This window comes from Salicibibacter kimchii, from assembly GCF_003336365.1.
Classification (GTDB): domain Bacteria; phylum Bacillota; class Bacilli; order Bacillales; family Marinococcaceae; genus Salicibibacter; species Salicibibacter kimchii.
This window is the reverse complement of sequence record NZ_CP031092.1, coordinates 491,084-511,545: the sequence shown is the minus strand read 5'-3', so window position 1 is coordinate 511,545 and position 20,462 is coordinate 491,084. Positions and strand designations below refer to the sequence as shown.

At 45.6% G+C, this 20,462-nt stretch carries 20 protein-coding genes and 1 riboswitch; of the genes, 16 read left to right on the top strand and 4 right to left on the bottom strand.

Annotation, left to right across the window (positions count from 1 at the left end):
* Window positions 1-31 precede the first annotated feature (31 nt).
* Window positions 32-607, bottom strand: coding sequence for a TetR/AcrR family transcriptional regulator (locus tag DT065_RS02760; protein WP_114370666.1), 576 nt, complete (start codon window positions 605-607; stop codon window positions 32-34).
* A 132-nt stretch (window positions 608-739) separates the two neighbouring features.
* A complete protein-coding gene (thiT, locus tag DT065_RS02755; protein WP_114370665.1) occupies window positions 740-1,303 on the bottom strand; it encodes an energy-coupled thiamine transporter ThiT in 564 nt (187 codons plus the stop codon).
* Window positions 1,304-1,372: 69 nt separating this feature from the next.
* Window positions 1,373-1,473, bottom strand: a riboswitch (TPP riboswitch).
* 151 nt (window positions 1,474-1,624) lie between these two features.
* Between thiT and DT065_RS02750 the strand changes: the two genes are divergently transcribed.
* The 9 genes from DT065_RS02750 to DT065_RS18715 all read left to right on the top strand — a co-directional run bounded on the left by DT065_RS02750 (window position 1,625) and on the right by DT065_RS18715 (window position 11,924).
* Complete coding sequence (locus tag DT065_RS02750) at window positions 1,625-3,169, top strand: type I restriction-modification system subunit M (protein WP_114370663.1); 1,545 nt, start codon at window positions 1,625-1,627, stop codon at window positions 3,167-3,169.
* Window positions 3,166-4,347, top strand: a complete 1,182-nt coding sequence (locus tag DT065_RS02745; protein WP_114370661.1) for a restriction endonuclease subunit S — start codon at window positions 3,166-3,168, stop codon at window positions 4,345-4,347. Before DT065_RS02750 ends, DT065_RS02745 begins: the two co-directional genes overlap by 4 nt.
* On the top strand, window positions 4,347-7,403 hold the full coding sequence (locus tag DT065_RS02740; protein WP_114370659.1) for a type I restriction endonuclease subunit R: 3,057 nt from the start codon (window positions 4,347-4,349) through the stop codon (window positions 7,401-7,403). The genes DT065_RS02745 and DT065_RS02740 overlap by 1 nt, the downstream gene beginning before the upstream one ends.
* Window positions 7,404-7,768: 365 nt before the next feature.
* A complete protein-coding gene (locus DT065_RS02735) occupies window positions 7,769-8,509 on the top strand; it encodes a hypothetical protein (RefSeq protein ID WP_114370657.1) in 741 nt (246 codons plus the stop codon).
* Window positions 8,478-9,050, top strand: a complete 573-nt coding sequence (locus DT065_RS02730) for a hypothetical protein (protein ID WP_114370655.1) — start codon at window positions 8,478-8,480, stop codon at window positions 9,048-9,050. Before DT065_RS02735 ends, DT065_RS02730 begins: the two co-directional genes overlap by 32 nt.
* 370 nt (window positions 9,051-9,420) lie before the next feature.
* Window positions 9,421-9,996 (top strand): TetR/AcrR family transcriptional regulator, encoded by a 576-nt coding sequence (locus DT065_RS02725; protein WP_114370652.1) that lies wholly within the window; start codon window positions 9,421-9,423, stop codon window positions 9,994-9,996.
* A gap of 125 nt (window positions 9,997-10,121) precedes the next feature.
* Window positions 10,122-10,511, top strand: a complete 390-nt coding sequence (locus tag DT065_RS02720) for a hotdog fold thioesterase (protein WP_114376026.1) — start codon at window positions 10,122-10,124, stop codon at window positions 10,509-10,511.
* A gap of 28 nt (window positions 10,512-10,539) precedes the next feature.
* Window positions 10,540-11,334, top strand: a complete 795-nt coding sequence (locus DT065_RS02715; protein ID WP_114370650.1) for an MBL fold metallo-hydrolase — start codon at window positions 10,540-10,542, stop codon at window positions 11,332-11,334.
* A 413-nt stretch (window positions 11,335-11,747) separates the two neighbouring features.
* Window positions 11,748-11,924, top strand: a complete 177-nt coding sequence (locus tag DT065_RS18715; RefSeq protein WP_160112371.1) for a hypothetical protein — start codon at window positions 11,748-11,750, stop codon at window positions 11,922-11,924.
* Between the two features lie 88 nt (window positions 11,925-12,012).
* Here DT065_RS18715 and lexA read toward each other — a convergent pair whose 3' ends face one another.
* Window positions 12,013-12,645, bottom strand: a complete 633-nt coding sequence (lexA, locus tag DT065_RS02710) for a transcriptional repressor LexA (RefSeq protein WP_114370648.1) — start codon at window positions 12,643-12,645, stop codon at window positions 12,013-12,015.
* A 142-nt stretch (window positions 12,646-12,787) separates the two neighbouring features.
* Between lexA and DT065_RS02705 the strand changes: the two genes are divergently transcribed.
* From DT065_RS02705 to DT065_RS02680, 6 genes are all read left to right on the top strand, one after another.
* A complete protein-coding gene (locus DT065_RS02705) occupies window positions 12,788-12,988 on the top strand; it encodes a hypothetical protein (RefSeq protein ID WP_114370645.1) in 201 nt (66 codons plus the stop codon).
* A gap of 155 nt (window positions 12,989-13,143) precedes the next feature.
* Complete coding sequence (locus DT065_RS02700; RefSeq protein WP_114370644.1) at window positions 13,144-13,377, top strand: DUF896 domain-containing protein; 234 nt, start codon at window positions 13,144-13,146, stop codon at window positions 13,375-13,377.
* 175 nt (window positions 13,378-13,552) lie between these two features.
* Entirely contained in the window at window positions 13,553-15,541 is a 1,989-nt protein-coding gene (tkt, locus tag DT065_RS02695; RefSeq protein ID WP_193550797.1) for a transketolase, read from the top strand.
* A gap of 169 nt (window positions 15,542-15,710) precedes the next feature.
* Window positions 15,711-16,148, top strand: coding sequence for a sporulation inhibitor of replication protein SirA (sirA, locus tag DT065_RS02690; RefSeq protein ID WP_114370640.1), 438 nt, complete (start codon window positions 15,711-15,713; stop codon window positions 16,146-16,148).
* Between the two features lie 108 nt (window positions 16,149-16,256).
* Entirely contained in the window at window positions 16,257-16,481 is a 225-nt protein-coding gene (locus tag DT065_RS02685) for a YneF family protein (RefSeq protein ID WP_114370637.1), read from the top strand.
* A gap of 101 nt (window positions 16,482-16,582) precedes the next feature.
* Window positions 16,583-17,104, top strand: coding sequence for a CcdC family protein (locus tag DT065_RS02680; RefSeq protein ID WP_257791144.1), 522 nt, complete (start codon window positions 16,583-16,585; stop codon window positions 17,102-17,104).
* A 40-nt stretch (window positions 17,105-17,144) separates the two neighbouring features.
* Here the strand turns inward: DT065_RS02680 and DT065_RS02675 are convergent, their stop codons facing one another.
* Entirely contained in the window at window positions 17,145-17,552 is a 408-nt protein-coding gene (locus DT065_RS02675) for a DUF2621 family protein (protein ID WP_227002786.1), read from the bottom strand.
* Between the two features lie 163 nt (window positions 17,553-17,715).
* Here DT065_RS02675 and acnA point away from each other — a divergent pair, with 163 nt between their 5' ends.
* Window positions 17,716-20,445, top strand: coding sequence for an aconitate hydratase AcnA (gene acnA / locus DT065_RS02670; protein ID WP_114370624.1), 2,730 nt, complete (start codon window positions 17,716-17,718; stop codon window positions 20,443-20,445).
* Window positions 20,446-20,462 lie beyond the last annotated feature (17 nt).

The window sequence follows — 20,462 nt, the reverse complement described above, 5'->3', positions numbered from 1 at the left end:
TTGTTCAAAAAAAGAACATCGTCTGCATGAATCATCGAACGACGATGCCGTTAAAGATGTGATTTTCAAAGACCTGGAACAATTCTTCTTCCGTAAGCGGACGCTTTTTTTCTTCCCAATCAACGATAAACGCGATGTACAATTTGTAGATAGTGAAGGCTGTGATCTCTGTGTCCATCACTTGTAAACGCCCTCTCTTCACCCCTTGGGCGACGGCCTGTTCCAAAGCGTTTATAATGAAATCTTCAACCTTTTGCATCGCGGAGACCGCTTCTTTCGTGCCGTGGACGTTGACTTCTTCGGTCAGATGCGTCAGCAATTGATGCTCTTTTCGATATTGCAACGTATCATATAAGGCACGATGCATTTTCAGGATGGATCGTTCGCTTTCGTGTTTTACCCGTTCAAAAATGTTCCCGAGTTCCTGTAAAATGTCATCCATCACCGCTTCCAACATTTCTTCCTTATTTTTAAATTCGGTATAGATCGTGCCTTTGCCGATACCGGCGAGTTTGGCAACGTGGGCGACCGATGTGCCTTTATAGCCAAACATGGAAAACGTCCGTTTCGCTGCCTCTAAAATCGTTGCTCGTTTGTTCGTGATCATTTTTGAAGATAACCTCTTTTCAAGGGAAATGACCGAATGAATAAAATGGTCATATTCATGGTAACATGCGAGGAGTATCAGTCAATGGGGGAGTAGGGGATGCACGAGCGCATGGTACGCTCGTGCATAGCTCTAAGAGACAACCGGGGTTGTTTTTTTCATTTGAAAAAAATCAGGCTGTGCCCTGGATAGGATGTAGAGGACCACAAGGGTGATCAAAATTTCCGGCAACAAGTAGGAAATGTTGTAACCAATCGAATAGAGGTAGACATTCATTCCTTCCGGGGTGAAGCTCCCAAACCAAACGATACCGGAGATGACGTGGGATAAAAAACGGAGGGAGCCGGCGAATAGTAAACCGATAAGCGCCCAGCCCACTGATAATTCACCCTCGCTATTTTGAAAAGCAAACAATGCCGCAAGCCCGAGAACCGCGTATGGCACCGGGTAATCCAACAACATTTGGATCGGGTGAATAATCGAGGCATTATACATCAAATTTACGATCCCAACGAGTGCCCCCGTAAGTACCCCAACGCGCCATCCGCGTCGAAAAGCCATAATAAAAATCGGCACCATGATAAGAGAAATTGAGCCGCCTTGCACCCAGGGGCCGGGAAACTTCACGAAGCTCAACATAAACGCGAGTGCCGTCATCAAGGCAATTTCAACCATAATTAGCGTTCGTTTTTGCATAAAAAAATTCCCCTTTCTGTGATCCACAGGGGGAAGTCAGGCATACTCCACAGGCTTTTCGTGCCCGTACATCCATGCCTCCCACTTCCCTACGCTGGTATGAACCAGGTCAGGTTCCAAGAGTTAGGACACACGTCCCTCTCAGTCTTTCGACACCTCTAGTGGAAAAATATTTTGCTGACACTTCTTATTATACGCATATTAGGAAAACTTGCAAGTAGGAGGAAAAAAACGAACAGTCACTCTCCTCACTGACTTCACTCATCAAATTTGGTAATATATAACTAGATGTCCTAATTAAAAAGCAACGGAGGAATTTCGATGGCACCGAAAGCAGACATATCTTTTACGAAAGATTTATTCGATGCAGCGAATAAAATGCGCGGAAGCATTGCTCCCGCAGACTATAAGCATTTTGTATTGCCCCTTATTTTCCTGCGTTACATATCCAATCGCTATGAAATGAAAAGGCGGGAACTACAGCAACAAGTTGATGACCCCGCGAGTGAATTATACATGGAAGACGAAGACATGAAGCAAGACATCCTTGAAGATGAAGAAATATACAAAGCCGACAACATTTATGTTCTGCCATCACAATCGAAGTGGTCTTACATTATGGAAAATGCCAAACAACCGAATATCAAGGCGATCGTCGATGATGCCATGCAAGCGGTGGAACAGGAAAACCCTGAACTCGAGGGCATGCTTCCCCGTATCTATCAAGGGTCAAATCTATCAGCGGAAAATTTGGCCGGCCTCATCGAGATTTTCTCCAGAAAAGCGTTTAGCTCCGAGGACGCCGACAGTGTCGATGTACTCGGGCGCACGTATGAATATTTTATTGGCTCCTTTGCCTCCAGCGAAGGGAATCGCGGCGGAGAGTTCTTCACCCCGTCCAGTGTGACGAAACTGTTAGTGGCAATGTTGGAACCGATTGCCGGAAAAGTGTTTGATCCCGCGAGTGGTTCAGGTGGGATGTTCCTACAATCCGAGGAATATTCCAAGTATCAAAACGCCCTGTCTTTTTACGGACAAGAGAGTGTTACCACCACGGTCCAACTGGGGAAAATGAACGTTTTGCTACACGGGATCAACGCCGATATTCGCCTCGGTGACACGTTAATCAACGATCAATTTGAAGATTTGCGCGCTGATTTTGTTATCTCCAATCCGCCGTTTAATGTAAGCGATTGGGGAGCCGATCGTATCCCGAAACAGGACCCGCGCCTTATTGGCCCCGTGACGAACAGCAACGCCAACTACATGTGGATGCAACATTTTCTGTATCATTTGAATGAGCAGGGAACGGCCGGCTATGTGATGGCCAACGGAGCAATGACGACCAATGCGAGAGGGGAAAAAGAAGTACGGCAAACGTTAGTCGATGAAGGTTACGTCGATTGCATCGTGCAAATGCCCGAGAAATTGTTCTTCACGACAGGTATTCCGTGTGCCTTATTCTTCTTGAGTAAAAACCGCGACGGGAAAAAAGGATTCCGCGAGCGCAAGGACGAAATCTTATTTATCGACGTCCGTAAAATGGGTGAATTGGTCAGCCGCAGACAAAAAGCGCTGGATCAGGAAGAAATCAATCATGTTTCAAGTATCTATCACGGCTTTAAAAATGATGGAGGCAGGTATGAAGATGTCCCCGGCTTGTGTAAGGCAGCTTCGCTGAAAGAGGTTAAAAAGAATGACTACAAACTAACCCCGGGAATCTATGTGGGAACAGCAGAAGTCGAAGGTGACGGCATTCCCTACGAAGAAAAAATGGAAGCACTTACAAGCACGCTGCGCGAGCAATTTGAAGAAAGCAATCGGCTGCAGGAGAAGATATTGAAGGATTTGGAGAGATTGGTATGAGTGAATGGAAGCGTATGAAGTGGGGAGATATTGCATCACTAGAATATGGAAAAGCATTGCGAAACTATAAAAATACCATTAAGGGCTACCCAGTATATGGAACCAATGGACAGATTGGATATAATGAAAATTATTTATGTGAAGGGCCAGGGATAATAATAGGTAGGAAAGGTGCGTATAGGGGAGTTCATTATTCACCTGAAGATTTTTACGTAATTGATACAGCATTTTATTTAAATATGTTAAGCGAAAATATAGACTGGAAATGGGCATACTATGAATTATTAACAAAAGATATAAATTCCATGGATAGTGGTTCTGCAATTCCCTCAACAAGCAGATCAGATTTTTATGAACTTCCATTAACATTACCACCGTTAAAATACCAAAAGATAGTTAGTAATATTTTAAGCTCACTTGACGACAAAATCGAACTCAACCGAAAAATGAATGAAACCCTTGAAGAAATGGCCATGACCTTGTATAAACATTGGTTTGTTGATTTTGGCCCGTTTCAAGATGGAGAATTTGTTGACTCTGAGCTTGGGAGGATTCCTAAAGGGTGGGAAGTAGGGAAATTACAAGAACTTTATACCACCTCTGCGGGAGGCACTCCAAGTAGAAAGACAAAATCATACTACCAAAATGGGACTATAAATTGGTTAAAAACAAAGGAATTAAATGATAATTTCATTATTAATACGGAAGAAAAAATTACTGAAGAGGCAGTACAGAAATCATCCGCCAAGTTGTTTCGAGAGAATACAGTAATTATAGCCATGTACGGTGCAACAGTGGGACAATTAGGAATACTGGCTAGTGAATCAACTACTAATCAAGCTTGTTGCGCACTATTAAAAAAGTACGAAAATGTTGATCCTTATATTGGATACTTACACTTAAAATATAATCGCGAAAATATAATTAATTTGGCAAATGGCGGGGCACAACAAAACATTAACCAAAGGATTATAAAACAGTATCCTATAATAATTCCACCTATCGACGAGTTAATAGAATTCAATCATACTGTGAAAACACTATTTGAGTTAAAAAGGGAACATGAATTTCAGATTATAACCTTAACCCAAGCCCGCGACTACCTGCTCCCGAGCCTGATATCCGGCGAGATCGACTTATCCGAAGCGAAGGAACATGTAGAGGAGGTGCTGACCTGATGACCCGGCTCAAATTAGGCGAATCCGATTTTGAAGAAACGACCATTGAACGTCTGGAGCGTTTGGGCTATGAGTATTTGCATGCCCAGGAACTTTTCCAGAGAGGGGAACGTGCGTCTCTTAAAGACGTGACGCTTCCCGGTCGTTTGCAAGCTTTTCTTCGCGAGACCTATCCTGACTTGCCGGAAGAGGAAATCCCCGCTGCGGCGAATCAATTCTTGAACCCGCAGGGGCTTACTTCCATGCAAAGAAACGAACACTTCCATACGATGATGACGAAGGGCATCGATTTCCCTTTTGAAAAAGATGGGGAAACCGTCTACCAACATCTTTTTCCGATCAACTGGGAAGATCCAGAAGCGAACGACTTTCTCGTCGTCAATCAATTGAGCATCGAAGGAAAAGTGACACGCATCCCTGATGTCATTGTTTATATTAATGGTCTGCCGCTTGTCGTCATGGAGTTAAAGAATCCAAACGATGAACAGGCAACGGTCCAACAAGCTTTTATTCAAATCCGCAATTATACGGTAGATATCTATCAACTGTTTAATTTCAACGCTTTTTCTGTTATTTCGGATAATACGGAAACGCGTCACGGCATGCCGTTTCATTCCCTTGATTATTTTTCCGAATGGAAAACGACGGATGGACGGACCGTTGACAACAATAAAGCGAACTCCATGCGCACGATGATCGAAGGTCTTTTTCCGAAAAAACGGTTTTTAGCGTATATCCGCAATTTTATTCTTTTTATGGACGACGGAGATCACGTGACGAAAATCGGTGCCAAGTATCACCAGTTTTTCGGTGTGCAGTTTTCGGTAGATGAAACGGTGCGAGCCACGCGGCCGGATGGTGATCGCAAAATTGGAACGATCTGGCATACTCAAGGGTCCGGGAAGTCTATTTCCATGCTTTTTTTCGCTGCCATCTTGATCAAACATCCGGAGATGCAAAACCCGACGATTGTCATTCAAGTCGATCGTAATGACCTCGATCAGCAATTATTCGAGACGTTTGTAGCCGGACAATCGCATGTCGGTCATGTTCATCATGCCAAGAACGCGGATCAACTGCGGGAAATGTTACGGGGCGAAGCGGGACAAATTATTTTTTCTACCATTGAGAAGTTCCGTACGAAAGAAGAAGAAGGCATTCATCCGGTGCTTTCCGAACGTCGCAATATCGTCGTTATCGCCGATGAAGCGCACCGCACCCAGTATTCGGACACCGGCTTTGCCGGACACTTGCAAACCGCTTTGCCGAATGCGTCCCATATCGGTTTCACCGGGACGCCCATTGCGCTTACTGACCGTAATACAAAAGAAGTGTTCGGAAATGTCATTCACTCGTATGATATGGCCCAGGCCGTTCAGGATCAGGCGACCGTTCCGATCTATTATGAGCCGAGGCTGATTCCATTGGATGTTGCCGAGGAAGCGTTGGATGAAGAATACGAAGAGGTTGTTGAATTCACCGGAGATGAGGAGCTTGATCAACACAAACGAAAGTGGGCCGCGCTGGAAAAAGTCGTCGGGACGAAGCAACGGCTGCGCCGGTTGGCTGCCGACATCGTTGATCATTTTACCGCAACCGCCGATCCTTTTTCGAAGGCAATGATCGTCTGTATGAGCCGAGAGATTGCCGTGCGTCTTTATGATGAATTGAAGGAGGAACCGGATTGTCCGCCGGTGGAAGTGATTATGACCGGGAAAATTTCTGAAGATCCGATCGAATGGCGGGACGTTCAGTCTGGGAGCAAGTACGCGCATATCAAGACGAAAGAAGAACAAGAAGAAGTAAAAGCGAAGCTGCGTGACCCCGAGGAGCCGTTGAAGATGGTCATTGTCGTTGATATGTGGCTCACGGGCATGGACGCCAAACCGCTTACCTATCTATACGTAGACAAACCGATGAAAGGGCACAACCTTATGCAGGCCATTGCCCGTGTTAATCGGGTTTTTCCCGGAAAAGAAGGCGGCGTCATCGTCGACTACATTCGTATTGCCGAACATTTGCAAGCGGCGACTAAACAATACACGAACAGCGGCGGAGAAGGGCAGCCGACGTTTGATATTGATAAGGCCGTGCAATTATTCGAAGAACAGCTCACGAAAGTGCGTGCTTTCATTCCGAATTACCTGGACATTACGCATTGGCGCTACAAGCCAAAAATGGATAGAGAAGATTTAATCGCGGCAATTGTTAATGAAGTGCATGAAGAACCGGAACCATTCCTCGAAGCTGAAAAGAAACTGGAAAAAGCGCAGCAACTCGTTAAAAATATTCCCGAAGTGCGCGAAAACTTGGATGAAATGGTTCTCTATCAAATGGTCAGATCACAAATTAAAAAGCTGATGACTCGGGGGTCTGAGGAGCGGGAGCGTAATGAGACGATGGATGAACGGATGAATCGTCTCGTTGATGATAACGTATTGGCCAAAGAAACAGTCGATTTGTATCAAATTGCCGGCATTGACAAGCCCGATATCAACATCCTGGATGAAGATTTTATCGAAAACAAAAAAGACGATAACCAACACGAAGATTTGCGCATGAAATTGTTGAAGAAACTGTTGCAAGACGAGATCCGGCAACAATATAAACCGAACAGCCCGCAGGAAAGATCATTTCGGGAAATGCTCCAGAAAACCGTGGATCAATACCATCAAGGCTTAATCCAATCTGCGGATGTCATGAAGATGATGATGGAGGTGCGTAATGGCGTACATCACGATGCTCACATGAAAGAAGAACTCGGACTGAGCGAAGAAGAAATTGAATTTTTCAAAGCGCTTGAAGCCCGGGGGGAACACGTCTTTGACAATGAATTTCTGGCTGACCTCATCCAAAACGTCGTTCGCGCCATGAAAAAAGAATTCCAAGTCGACTGGACGAAGACCCACCGCCAGGACGTTTACCTGAAAGTGAAAAACGCCGTCAAAATGGTGCTGCGCAAAGAGCAGATCAAAGGAGAACAGTTCAAGTTCCTGACCAACACGTTCATCAAGCAAGCCGAGGAGCAGTTCAGGGATTGGCCGAAGGATGCTTAATAATCTTATGCTGGCTTGAGGTTTTATGATGATTGATACATCCGAAAAATATAATTTCCCCATTAGAAAAACGGGTCAACACTAAAATCTATGGTTGACAAAATGATGTAATGATGAACGATGGTCACCGCTGCGGAAAAACACTACGCTTTCCGTGGGCTTGAGCTCAGCCTCCTCGAAAAAAGAAGTTCGCTTTTTTCTGCGGGGTCTTCCCTCTGCGCTATCCCACAGGAGTCTCCGTGTTTTTCCTCCGCTAGCTAGTGTCATTATCATAATTATTCACTGATATCAACTATAAATGTTGGTGAAGAGCCAGAAAAACATTGAAAAACAAGAGAAATCTATTTAAATGGAAGGTGATATAGATGAAAAATGAGCTTCCGTTTCAGCCACCAAAAACGAGAGAATGGAATGCTAAAGTTTTTGCAATGCCAAGGATACCTCGATCAAATAAAGGTTATCCCGATTCACTTAGTGAAATATTACGAGCAGTTCATGATAGGATACCTAAAAATACAATAATTAAAATCCCCGGTAGTAATTCAAATAATTCACTTGAAGATCTTTGCATTACATTAAGGCCAATGGGGTTTGTATATCAAAACAGTCCAGGAAGTGATTGGGAACTATCAGATGAAGCTCAGTATTGGTTAGAATCACAAGATAATATTTACCTTGCTTTATACCTTAATGCAAATATTAGATTTATAACAGAATTAGTGGATAATCTTTCGCAAGCAAGCAATACTAGAGATATTTTAGAAATAGCAAATGATGTTTATTTTTTGGGGTGGAAAGGCAAGTCACAAATTCATGACAGACTTCAGTGGCTTCGTGATCTCGGATTAGTTGAATATCAAGATCATGTGCAACAGTATTCAGTATCAACACTAGGGGAAAAGTTTTTATCAGTATCTAATCCCGTAAATCCTGAAGCTTTAATAATAAATACAGACGAGACAACGGACGAAGAAAGGGTGCCCGTATCAGACTGGGCATTAGATCTATGTAATTTATCCGAACAGGAATTACAATCCCGCGATCCATCTATTGGTTATATTCCGGGAAACAACAATGAGATATATCAAAGATCAAATCGATTTTGATACTTTACTAGAGCATAAGAAGAAACATCAAGCAGATTTTACGATTATAGTAGGGTATGATTTTCAAAGCAAACGCTTGATAGAACGAGCTGAAAAACATGAAATAGTCTTATTCAATATTGAATCCCTTGAACAGCTTATAAAATGGCATGACGACGTGCCTTTACAATTTGATGCTTATAAGAATTTATTTTCTGAAGCTGGGAAAGTAAATTTGTCTCTTATTGATAATGACAGAAAACGAATGATAAGAAATAGCAACCTTTTTCAATCTATCGTAAGTTGTTTGTCAGAAGAAAGTATGGATCCGGAGACGGAAGGCTTGTTATCTCCCAGGGATATTTATCAATTACTAAAGAGGCAACCAGCATTTGATACACCGCCATCAACTAATGAAATTAAGGAAATGTTAGATTTTTTGTCCTCACCACTTATAGGCTGTGTTGGAAAAAATAAGGATAGCTATTTTGCGCGTGGTTCATTAGATGATGCAGCCATGAAGTTTAAGTTTTACTTAGAAGCAGCTAAAAACAATGCATGATACACTTCAGAGATTAGGGTATCGTCATTAGGGAAGTATACCCTAATCATTTTTTCAAGTTGACGGATATTTTCCTGCACAAATGCAGTGAATCTCGTGATTTCCGTTTCAAACTGACGAGTAGTTGTGAACACTTTATCAATTAATTGTTTTAATTTTGGCCAATCCAATTCATAATCGTTCCCCAATTCAACTCATAATTTTGTTAGCAAAAGTATGGCAGTATAGCAATGATTTGCAAACGATGCTAACCGCTGCGGGTTGTCAGTTTGTAAAAATACCAATGAATTAGCAATAATCAAGGAATCAAAAAATTCTTTACTACTCATTCTAGAAATGATAAGATAGGCTATGTTAGGGAGGAAAAACCATGACTCGAAGTAAAGAGTTCGATGAGAGTGCCGTTTTACATAAAGCCATGAAACTCTTTTGGCAACAGGGTTATGAAAAATCGTCGATGCAAGATTTGGTCACGCATATGGGCATCCATCGCAGGAGCATTTATGATACGTTTGGCAGCAAGCATGCGTTGTATCTAAAAGCATTGGAACGCTATGGGGAGACGGTGGAAGACCAAATCGAGAAGCGCTTAAAATCGCTGGATTCAGTTAAGCAGGCGATCAGGCGATTATTTGAGATGACGATCCATCGAAAGGAAACATTACCGAGCGGATGCTTGACGGTGAATACGGCGGTTGAGCTTGCCGAACATGACAAGGAAGCAATGGATAGGGTACTGGACAGTTTCTCCAATACGGAAAACTTGCTGCATGAGCTATTGTTGAGTGGGCAAAAATCGGGAGAAATATCCGAACGTCATGATGCGGAAAAATTGTCCCGGTTTTTCAATAATTCGTTTGTAGGCTTGCGCGTATTGGCGAAAACGAGCAATGACATGCAAAAAATGGAAGACATTGTTGACACCACACTGTCTGTCTTGGATTAAATGTTATTTTTTTGGTCGATCTAGAATGAACATTCCCAATAGAGAAGGAGCGGATGTAAATGATCGTTTCTCAAGAGGTGTTGGATTTATACGGCGCGGAGGATAAGGAAGCTTTTGCCGAAGAAATGCGGGCTCGAGGTAATAATTCCCTCGTTAGAGAACTTGAAATGGAATATGTGGAACTTAGTTCTAACCGTCTGGTCATGACGATGCCCGTAGGACCTAAATCGAGGCAACCGGCCGGTATTTTACACGGTGGGGCGTCTGTTGCTTTGGCGGAAACGGCAGCCACCATGGCGACTGCCATGAATATCGATCCCCAAAAATTCAATCCGGTAGGAATGGAAATTAATGCAAACCATATTCGCAGCAAAACCGAAGGCGTTGTCACCGCAACGGCTACGCCTTTTCACAAAGGACGCACGACCATGGTTTGGGATATTCAACTCACCGATGAAAACGAAAAGCTGATTTGTGTCTCTCGTTGCACCATGGCGGTGGTTCCCAAAAAGTGAAAAAAAGGAGGGGAGGAGCGTAACCACGATGCAAATTTATGAAAAAGAAGATGTGACTTGTGTGGAAATGGACATTGTTCTCGGAGGTCAAAAAATAAATACCGTTTATGCCTTTTTGGTGGACGGGATGCTGATCGATACGGGTCCTAAACATATGGAAGCAGAACTTATCCCATTCTATGAAGCGCATGCGATTGATTTTGTAACGCTGACCCATAGCCATGAAGATCATTCCGGTACAGCGTCGTGGATGCAGGAAAACCGAGACGTGCCTATTTATGTTCATCCGAAAGGGATCGATATATGCGCCCGAGATTGGCCCTATCCGAAATACCGGCAGATGACTTGGGGGAAGCGGGAAGGATTTAAGGCGACGCCACTCGAGGATACCATTCAATCTCGAAATCGGGAATGGAAGGTCATCGATACACCAGGCCATGCCGATGATCATGTTGCCCTTTTAGATGAAGAAAACGGCACGTTATTTTCAGGGGATTTGTTTGTCGGTCCGAAGCCGAAGGTCATTATGAGCAGTGAGTCCATCCCACAGACGATGGACTCCATTCGAACGTTACTTTCTTATGATTTTGATTCCATCTTTTGTTGTCATGCCGGATATGTAGAGGATGGAAAAGGGATGTTAAAACAAAAGTTGGATCATCTTGAGAGCCTTTCCCAAGAGGTGAGCGACCTACATAATGAGGGGCTTACCGTAGAGGAGATCAGAGACAAGCTTTACCCGAAAAAGTATCCGATTATCAACGTCTCCGGGGGAGAATGGGACTCTCTGCATATTGTTTCTTCGATTCTGGAGAACGAATAGCACAAAAATTTACAAGGATGTTGCACAAGCAAGTGGTGCCCTCGAGCCAAAAAAGCTCGGGGGTTTTTTCGTGGAAGAGGAGCATGTTTCAGAAAAAAAGGGTGCATGTACGTCTCATGGCGACTGCAACACCGGGCAATTGCGATCTTCAGGTTCCATGAACGCTTCATAGTGCCCTTATCAGTGTGCCGATCATCGTTCCGGGCTTCATAAACGCTTCATGACGTCCGTTACGCCGAGCGGGTCCTTTACACGGGCGTCATGATCATTTCATGGTGATGATTACATTGATTGATGAGGCAGATCGGGTTTCATGACGCTTCCTCGCGATCTTTCCAACGCGCCAATCATTTATCGCTTCCCTTCGCTTTCGTTTATACATACTATAGTGCAAAGATCGCGAGGTGAGGCACGTGTTGGAAATTGGTCTTTTTTTAACGATCGCCGTTTCCATGCCTGGATTGTTGATTCTCGCTGCGCTGATCAATCACAGCAGGGCAGTATCGCAAAAAGAACAACAGGAGAAAAAAGTATCCCAAGCTGTTCTAATAGATGGGCATCGTTCATATTGTAAAACAGAAGGGATATAGATGTTCATAATAATGTTATGTTAACTTAAATGTTAAAAAATCGGAAGGGAAGGAAACACTTGATCTTCCCGCCCTCCTTGGTTGGCTTTTACGAAATGGTGCGGAAGACACCGTTTACTTTTCCGAGCACTTGGCAATTGTCAAGAATGATCGGTTCCAACATTTGGTTTTCGGGCTGTAATCGAATGTGATCCCCTTCATTATAAAATCGTTTGACGGTTGCCTCCTGTTCGTCCGTCATCGCTACGATAATATCGCCGTTATCTGCGGTCGGTTGTTGGCGCACAATCACCTGATCTCCATCAAGAATCCCCGCCTCAATCATACTATCCCCTTCAATGGTGAGCATGAATACTTGGTCGCTTCCGACTAAATCGTCGGGCAACGGCATATATCCCTCCACATTTTCGATGGCTGTGATGGGAAGACCCGCGGTTACTTTCCCGATTAAAGGGACATAAGCACTTGCCGGTTTGTCTGCTTCGGCAATTTCGTTCCCTTCTTCATCCAGATGAAGAACTTCGATTGCCCTTGGCTTCGTCGGGTCTCTGCGGATATACCCTTTCTTTTCCAATCGAGCCAAATGGCCGTGAACGGTGGAGCTTGAGGCAAGATCGACCGCTTCGCCAATTTCTCGCACAGAGGGCGGATATCCTTTCTTTTTCACATTGTCTTTAATAAATTCAAGGATAGTTTCTTGTCGTTGGGAGAGCTTTTTCATTTCATTCACCTCGTTAATATTCATTTGTACAAAGGTTATCACATAAAACAAACGTTTGCAAACATTAGTTCCTAGAAGCCCTTGACACGAACGAATGTTTTGATATACTCATAAGAGAACAAACGTTTCGGAGGTATTTCTTATGACGGAGCACAAGATTGAGAAAAAACGTGATCAAAGACAAGAACGGTTATTATTATTTTTATTCGGCCTTTCTATCATCATTATGACGATGGTTGCCGATCACTCCCTCGGGACAAGCGCGGGGCAAGCGGATGGGCATACCCAAACAGAAGCACTTGTGGCAGCGCCGGTTGAACATACGGATTGGCAGAGGGAATAAAAGAATGGGCAAGAAAATGAAAGGATTTCAAGGACTACTTATATTCAGCCGTTCATTTAGGTCATAATATGAACTGTTGCCTGTTGATTTCACGCGGGGATGAACGTTATAGTGTCGATAAGCATCATTCTTGATTCTAATAAGGGGGAGCTTCATTGATATCCGATGAAAAGCTTGACCGAATTAATGAACTAGCCAAACGACAGAAAACAACGGGTTTGACTGCAGATGAACAAGAGGAACAAAAAGGCTTGCGGGAAGAATACCTACAAAATTTTAGATCCTCTTTTAAGCAGCAGATTCAAAATGTATCCGTCGTTGATGAGAATGGAAACGAAGTAACCCCGGACAAATTACGGAATGCCAAAGGCAAACGCCGTTCTTATTAACGATAAAAAGCGGTGCATCGCTCTTTACAGTGATGCGCCGCTTTTTATATCGGTTAAGGGCAGCGTATTCAGGTCTAATTCCTCCCTTGAAAGAATAAAGGATAATCTTGTTTTACTTTCAAAAACCATATATCATACCATTAGAGACAATCCAACAAAGGGAAGGATGGAACCATTGACTTCAAACATAGAACAACGTGCGATTAATACCATACGGACACTCTCCATCGACAGCGTCAATCGAGCAAACGCAGGTCATCCGGGTTTGCCTATGGGGGCTGCGCCGATGGCCTTTGCATTATGGACGAGACACTTCAAACATCATCCGGCGAAACCGAGCTGGTGGGACCGGGATCGTTTTGTCTTATCCGCGGGCCACGGCTCCATGCTTTTGTACAGCTTACTGCACGTAAGCGGCTACGATTTGAGCCTTGAGGAATTGAAAAACTTCCGGCAAATGGGAAGCAAAACGCCGGGGCATCCCGAATATGGCCATACGGCGGGGGTAGACGCGACCACAGGCCCGCTTGGGCAAGGCATTGCCATGTCGGTGGGAATGGCGATGGCAGAAGCCCATCTTGCCGCCACGTACAATAGGGAAGGATACGATCTATTCAACCACTACACGTATGTGATTTGCAGTGATGGGGATGTCATGGAAGGTGTGGCTTCGGAGTCCGCATCTTTAGCCGGCCACCAGCAATTGGGACGTTTGATTGTGCTTTACGATTCCAATGACATTTCCCTCGATGGCGATTTGAATCGCGCGTTTTCGGAGGATGTCTGCAAGCGTTATGAAGCGTATGGGTGGCACACGATTTTTATCGAGGACGGCAATGATGTAGAAGCCATTGACCGTGCGATCCAAACGGCGAAAGAAGACCCTCGGCCCAGTTTTATCGAAGTAAAAACCGTTATCGGCTTCGGTTCACCGAACCGCGCGGGCACAAATGAAGCACACGGAAAGCCGTTGGGAGATGAAGAAGCCGCGCTCGTCAAAGAAGCTTATCAGTGGGAGCACGAACCATTCCATATCCCCGAGGACGTCCGCGCTTATTTTGAACAGAAACAAGAGGAGGCCGCCACTGTTTATCACCAATGGACGGAAACGTTCGAGGCGTACAGCAAAGCCTTCCCGGAAAAAGCCGAGGAACTGGCTCGTGCGTTCGACCGTGATTGGAAAACGGAGGAGTTGCAAGAGCTGCCGAGGTACGTTGCCGGAGAAGACACGCTTGCCACCCGAAAAGCCTCAGGGGCTACGATTCAGGCAATTTCCTCCCAAGTGAACGGGCTATTCGGCGGTTCTGCCGATCTTGCTTCATCCAACAATACATGGATGAATGCGTTTGACGATTTCACGAAGGACAACCGCAAAGGCCGCAATGTCTGGTTTGGCGTAAGGGAGTTCGCCACTGCCGCGGCTTTGAACGGCATTGCACTTCACGGAGGCTTGCATGCGTACGGGGCAACATTTCTCGTCTTTTCCGATTATATGCGTCCGGCTGTCCGCTTGTCGGCGTTAATGGGCGTTCCCGTCACCTATGTGTTCACCCATGACAGCATTGCGGTGGGAGAGGACGGGCCCACCCACGAACCGATTGAGCAGCTGCCATCGTTGCGCGCGATGCCGAATCTTTCCGTCATTCGGCCGGCGGATGGGAACGAAACCATTGCCGCTTGGCGGCTGTCGCTGGAAGCAAAGGATCATCCGACCGCTCTCGTCTTAACGCGCCAAGGGCTTCCGACGATGACGGAACCGGAGCACGCGTATGAAAACGTGAAAAAAGGCGCGTATATTTTGGCGGATGCCGATCAACCGGCGGCCGCGATTGTGGCGACAGGCTCCGAAGTTTCGCTCGCCATGGCAGTAAAGGAGAAACTATCCGAAGAAGGGATCGCCATTCGTGTGATCAGCATGCCAAGCCGGGAGCTTTTTGAAACACAAGCAAAAGCTTATCGGCGATCGGTCATCGACAATGCCATTCCGACGGTCACGCTGGAAGCCGCGGCTACGTTCGGTTGGGAGCGTTACGCGGGAGAGGGCGGCAAGACGATAGGCATCGATCAATTCGGCGCTTCAGCCCCCGGTAATGTTGTCATGGAAGCTTTCGGATTTCACGAAGAAAATATCGTAAATGAAGTAAAAGCCTTACTGGAACAGTAAGCATCGCTCTGAAGGGTGCCCTGGAGAAATGGCGGGGCACCTTTTGTGTAGATGTCGCTTTATGAAGCGAATTGTCGACCATTCCCGGGTTTCTCCATACAAATGTTGACATAATATTTTGCGGCCAGGCGTTAAAATAATGGCATAGACATAAAAGGAGGGCGAGCTTTTGCACCGATACGATATTTATCTTCTAAAGCCAGGAATCGCACGGCAATTTATTCAGTTGGAAAACAAACTCTTCCAACTTTTTAAAGAGTATGAGACCGTGCCCTCCCTTCGCCGCGAGGTCCAGATGCAAATCGATTATATTTGTCAGCCGATTTCCATTCATCATTTGGGGGAATGGCTTTCTTCCGCGCGAATAACCCCTTTTTCACAGGGGAGAGAGGATGGTTTTGTCTACTATTTGGAAGAAAGCGAAGGAGTAAAAGTAAGGCTCTCTGAAAGAAGAGTGCAAATTTGGAGCACCCTTGATATGGAGGATGAATGGCCATGGTTCGATCAATTGCAGGCGTATGATCCTTATTTTTTTGTTTGCGATATCGGACGGGAAAAACACGGGTGGTTGAAACCGATCAAAATGCATACCCATCTTTTTGGGTGATTGACGAGCGATCCCTTTTCAACGTTTGATCGATGCGGTATAATGGGTGATGTTTGCTTTACGCATTATATTCGGTGCCGAACGATCGACGTAAGGAGGAATAACCGCATGAGTACGATCTGGGTTGTTTTAATCGCTCTGGCAGCCTTACTCGTAGGACTTGTGGGAGGGTTTTTTATTGCCCGCAAAACAATGGTCAGTTATATGAAAAAAAACCCGCCTATTAATGAACAAATGCTACGTGTAATGATGAGTCAAATGGGACAAAATCCATCCCAAAAGAAGATTAATCAGATGATGAAAGCGATGCAAAAAGAACAGGGGAAAAAATAAACAGACACACGGAACACCTCTCTAATTGGAGGTGTTTTTGTCATTGCAAGGCTCGTCATTGATCATGGGACTTGAAACAGGTATGATAGGGGCTGGAGGAGGTGGGCAACATAACGGAAACAACCTTACTTTTTATACTTACAACGGTTGGCGCGGCTATGATGGGGGTGTTTGCCATCATGGTGCGAATGAAGGCAATAAAAAAACCGGCAACTGTAAAAAAAATTATTATTCCCCCAATCATGATGAGTACCGGTTTTTTGATGTTTTTATACGAACCTACGCACCTTCCTCTTGCCCGTATCATCGCGCCACTGCTCGTCGGTGCTGCCGCGTCCTATTTATTGATTCGCACGTCACGCTTTGAAGTACACAATGGCGATATCTATATGAAAAGATCTAAATTGTTTATTTTTTTATTGTTGGGGCTGCTCTTGGCCCGAGTGATCATAAAGGCGATCATGGGCGAACAAATTCATCTTGCGCAAATGGCCGGGATGTTTTTCCTGCTTGCATACGGGATGATCCTACCGTGGCGCGTGGCCATGCTACTTATGTTCCGAAAAAAACAACAAGAAATCAAAGCCCCGCTCATGGACATGCCCATGAGAGAGAAGACATAAAAAACCGGTGCATCCTAAAACGGAAGGCCGGTTTTTTTCATTAAAACAGCTGTTCATATTGGCTGTAATCCATCTCTTTTTCATCCAGTTTTTTTCGCAAAAATTTATGGTCGCGTTTAGGGGTTGCCAAAATATAACCGCGAATGATCAAGTCTTCCGTCATATGGTTCGCGCGTTCGTTTAACGCAAGCTCTCCGATTTTGCCGGCAATTTTTTCTCGCGCGATATCACGGAACAATTCAGGGACGGGAGAGACGAGTTCTTCGAGCAAATTGCTCTGCTCACGTGTCCAAAGATGGCGGGTTTTCTCAAGATAATAGTCTTGCCAATCAAGGATGGAGTGCCCGTCGTCTTTCGGCAGGCGCTTCAGGAATTTCCGAAACATGAAAAATCCGCCGATAAACATGAACACAATCATGAACACAGACCAAAGGACAATCAACCACATAAATATATCCGTACTCACGTTGCTCACCACCACGTTCTTAATCTCTGTGCCTAGTTTAGCACATCCTCGTTCTTTTTTTATAGAAAGAGGTTTCCACGTGTGACAGTTTTGCTTCGACATTTTTAGTATATTGTTATATGATAGAGACAGAGGAGGGGTAAACATGGGAGAAACCAATGACATGTATCAAGCAAAAAAAACGCTGAACGTAGGAAACGAAACCTACCATTATTACGACCTCGCCGCTTTGGAAAAAGCGGGTCTCGGTGACATTTCAAAGTTGCCTTATTCGATTAAAGTTTTATTGGAATCTTTGTTAAGACAACAAGATGGGAAAGTAATTTCCTCGGATCATGTGGAAAGCCTTGCCAAATGGGGGACGAAAGATGGCGGCACCGAAGATGTCCCATTTAAACCGTCCCGCGTTATCCTTCAGGATTTTACGGGGGTTCCCGCGGTTGTGGATCTCGCTTCGCTCCGAAAAGCGATGGCGGATGTCGGAGGCGACCCGTCGTCGATCGATCCCGCGATTCCGGCCGATCTCGTCGTCGATCACTCCGTGCAAGTGGATCAGTTCGGCACGAGCGATTCATTGGCGCGCAACATGAATCTTGAATTTGAACGGAACGAAGAACGGTATAAATTGTTGAGCTGGGCGACGCAGGCGTTTGATAATTATAGCGCTGTTCCACCGGCAACCGGCATCGTTCACCAGGTGAACTTGGAATATTTGGCGAATGTTGTGCACGCGAAGGAAAACGAACAAGGGGAAAAGATTGCCTATCCGGATACCCTCGTCGGAACGGATTCCCATACGACAATGATTAACGGCCTCGGTGTCCTTGGTTGGGGCGTTGGCGGCATCGAAGCGGAAGCCGGCATGTTGGAACAGCCGTCTTATTTTCCTTCCCCTGAAGTCGTCGGCGTAAAGTTTGAGGGCAGCCTGCCTCCCGGCGCGACTGCAACTGATTTGGCACTAAAAGTGACCCAGCTGTTGCGTTCGAAAAACGTCGTCGGCAAGTTCGTGGAATTCTACGGGCCCGGGCTGAAGTCCATGTCGCTCGCCGACCGTGCCACGATCTCAAACATGGCACCGGAATACGGGGCAACATGCGGATTCTTCCCGGTGGATGAAGAATCGTTGAATTACATGCGCCTGACAGGACGAAGCGAAGAGCAAATTGCGCTCGTGAAAGCCTATAGTCAGGCAAATGGATTGTTTTACAGCGAGGATGCCATTGAGCCGAACTATTCAGAAGTGGTTCGAGTGAATTTGGACAAAATTGAACCTGCGTTGGCCGGTCCGAAACGGCCTCAGGATTTGATTGAACTTAATGATATGCAACAGTCGTTCAAAGAAGCCGTTACCGGCCCGGAAGGCAATCAAGGGTTTGGACTTGACGCAGATGAATTGGACAAAAAAGTGGAGATTACGCATCCGAATGGCGAAACGTCCACGCTTCCTACCGGTGCGGTAACGATCGCGGCAATCACGAGCTGTACGAACACGTCCAACCCGTCCGTGATGATCGGTGCCGGATTAATGGCCAAAAAAGCGGTTGACAAAGGGCTTGATGTTCCGGCGTATGTGAAAACATCCCTCGCACCCGGATCGAAAGTCGTCACCCGCTATCTTGAAGATTCAGGTTTAATGCCGTATTTGGACGAGTTGGGTTTCAATCTCGTCGGCTATGGTTGTACGACTTGCATCGGCAACACGGGACCACTTCCGGAAGAAGTTGAGCAAGCCATTTCCGACAATGATTTGCTCGTCTCCTCGGTACTGAGCGGTAACCGCAACTTCGAAGGAAGGATTCACCCGTTCGTACGCGCCAATTACTTGGCATCCCCACCGCTCGTTGTCGCTTACGCGCTCGCGGGAACGGTTAATGTTGATCTTCGCAATGATTCCTTCGGGAAAGACAAAGACGGGAACGATGTATTTTTCAGCGACTTATGGCCAAGTACGACTGAAGTTGAATCGTTCATCCAGGAAAATGTTTCGCCTGAGCTCTTTAAAGAAGAATACAGCAGTGTATTCGACAATAATGAGCGTTGGAACGAGTTGCAGTCCAGTGAGGATGCAACCCTTTATGATTGGGATGAAGCATCCACCTATATTCAAAACCCACCGTTCTTTGAAAATCTTTCCAAAGACCCACAGGCAATTGAAAGCCTGGGCGGAATGCGGGCCATTGGTAAATTCGGAGATTCGGTGACGACCGACCATATTTCCCCGGCAGGCTCCATTGCAAAAGACAGCCCGGCAGGACAGTATTTGCAATCAAAAGGATTAAAGCCGGCCCAGTTTAACTCTTACGGATCGCGCCGCGGAAATCATGAAGTGATGATGCGGGGAACGTTCGCGAACATTCGCATTCGCAATCAGTTGGCGCCCGGAACCGAAGGCGGCTTTACGACGCATTGGCCGAGCGGTGAAGTGATGCCGATTTATGATGCGGCGATGGAATATAAAAAAGACAACACCGGACTCGTCGTCCTTGCCGGTGACGATTACGGGATGGGAAGCTCGCGGGACTGGGCGGCCAAGGGCACGACGCTCCTGGGCATCAAAACAGTCATCGCGAAAAGCTTTGAACGAATTCACCGCAGCAACCTTGCGCTAATGGGCGTTCTTCCCCTTCAATTCAAAGAGGGCGAAGGCGCTGATGAATTAGGGTTGACCGGCGAAGAAACGTTCCGGGTTGATATCGACGAAAATGTCAAGCCGCGACAACTCGTTACCGTTACGGCAGAAGACAACGATGGAAATACTAAAACATTCGAAACCATCGTTCGTTTCGACAGTGACGTGGAAGTTGACTATTACCGTCACGGCGGAATCCTGCCGATGGTTCTTCGCGACAAACTCACAGAAGAAGCGAAAGCTTAAACGAAAAAAACCTAGCC

Excerpts from the sequence above, each read along its gene's own strand:
- DT065_RS02735 (WP_114370657.1), top strand. The coding sequence starts at position 7,769 with ATGAAAAATGAGCTTCCGTTTCAGCCACCAAAAACGAGAGAATGGAAT.
- DT065_RS02715 (WP_114370650.1), top strand. The coding sequence starts at position 10,540 with ATGCAAATTTATGAAAAAGAAGATGTGACTTGTGTGGAAATGGACATT.
- DT065_RS02720 (WP_114376026.1), top strand. The coding sequence starts at position 10,122 with ATGCGGGCTCGAGGTAATAATTCCCTCGTTAGAGAACTTGAAATGGAA.
- thiT (WP_114370665.1), bottom strand. The coding sequence starts at position 1,303 with ATGCAAAAACGAACGCTAATTATGGTTGAAATTGCCTTGATGACGGCA.
- DT065_RS02730 (WP_114370655.1), top strand. The coding sequence starts at position 8,478 with ATGAGATATATCAAAGATCAAATCGATTTTGATACTTTACTAGAGCAT.
- DT065_RS02760 (WP_114370666.1), bottom strand. The coding sequence starts at position 607 with ATGATCACGAACAAACGAGCAACGATTTTAGAGGCAGCGAAACGGACG.
- DT065_RS02675 (WP_227002786.1), bottom strand. The coding sequence starts at position 17,552 with ATGTGGTTGATTGTCCTTTGGTCTGTGTTCATGATTGTGTTCATGTTT.
- DT065_RS02685 (WP_114370637.1), top strand. The coding sequence starts at position 16,257 with ATGAGTACGATCTGGGTTGTTTTAATCGCTCTGGCAGCCTTACTCGTA.
- DT065_RS02750 (WP_114370663.1), top strand. The coding sequence starts at position 1,625 with ATGGCACCGAAAGCAGACATATCTTTTACGAAAGATTTATTCGATGCA.
- DT065_RS02740 (WP_114370659.1), top strand. The coding sequence starts at position 4,347 with ATGACCCGGCTCAAATTAGGCGAATCCGATTTTGAAGAAACGACCATT.
- acnA (WP_114370624.1), top strand. The coding sequence starts at position 17,716 with ATGGGAGAAACCAATGACATGTATCAAGCAAAAAAAACGCTGAACGTA.
- DT065_RS02745 (WP_114370661.1), top strand. The coding sequence starts at position 3,166 with ATGAGTGAATGGAAGCGTATGAAGTGGGGAGATATTGCATCACTAGAA.
- lexA (WP_114370648.1), bottom strand. The coding sequence starts at position 12,645 with ATGAAAAAGCTCTCCCAACGACAAGAAACTATCCTTGAATTTATTAAA.
- DT065_RS02705 (WP_114370645.1), top strand. The coding sequence starts at position 12,788 with ATGACGGAGCACAAGATTGAGAAAAAACGTGATCAAAGACAAGAACGG.
- DT065_RS02725 (WP_114370652.1), top strand. The coding sequence starts at position 9,421 with ATGACTCGAAGTAAAGAGTTCGATGAGAGTGCCGTTTTACATAAAGCC.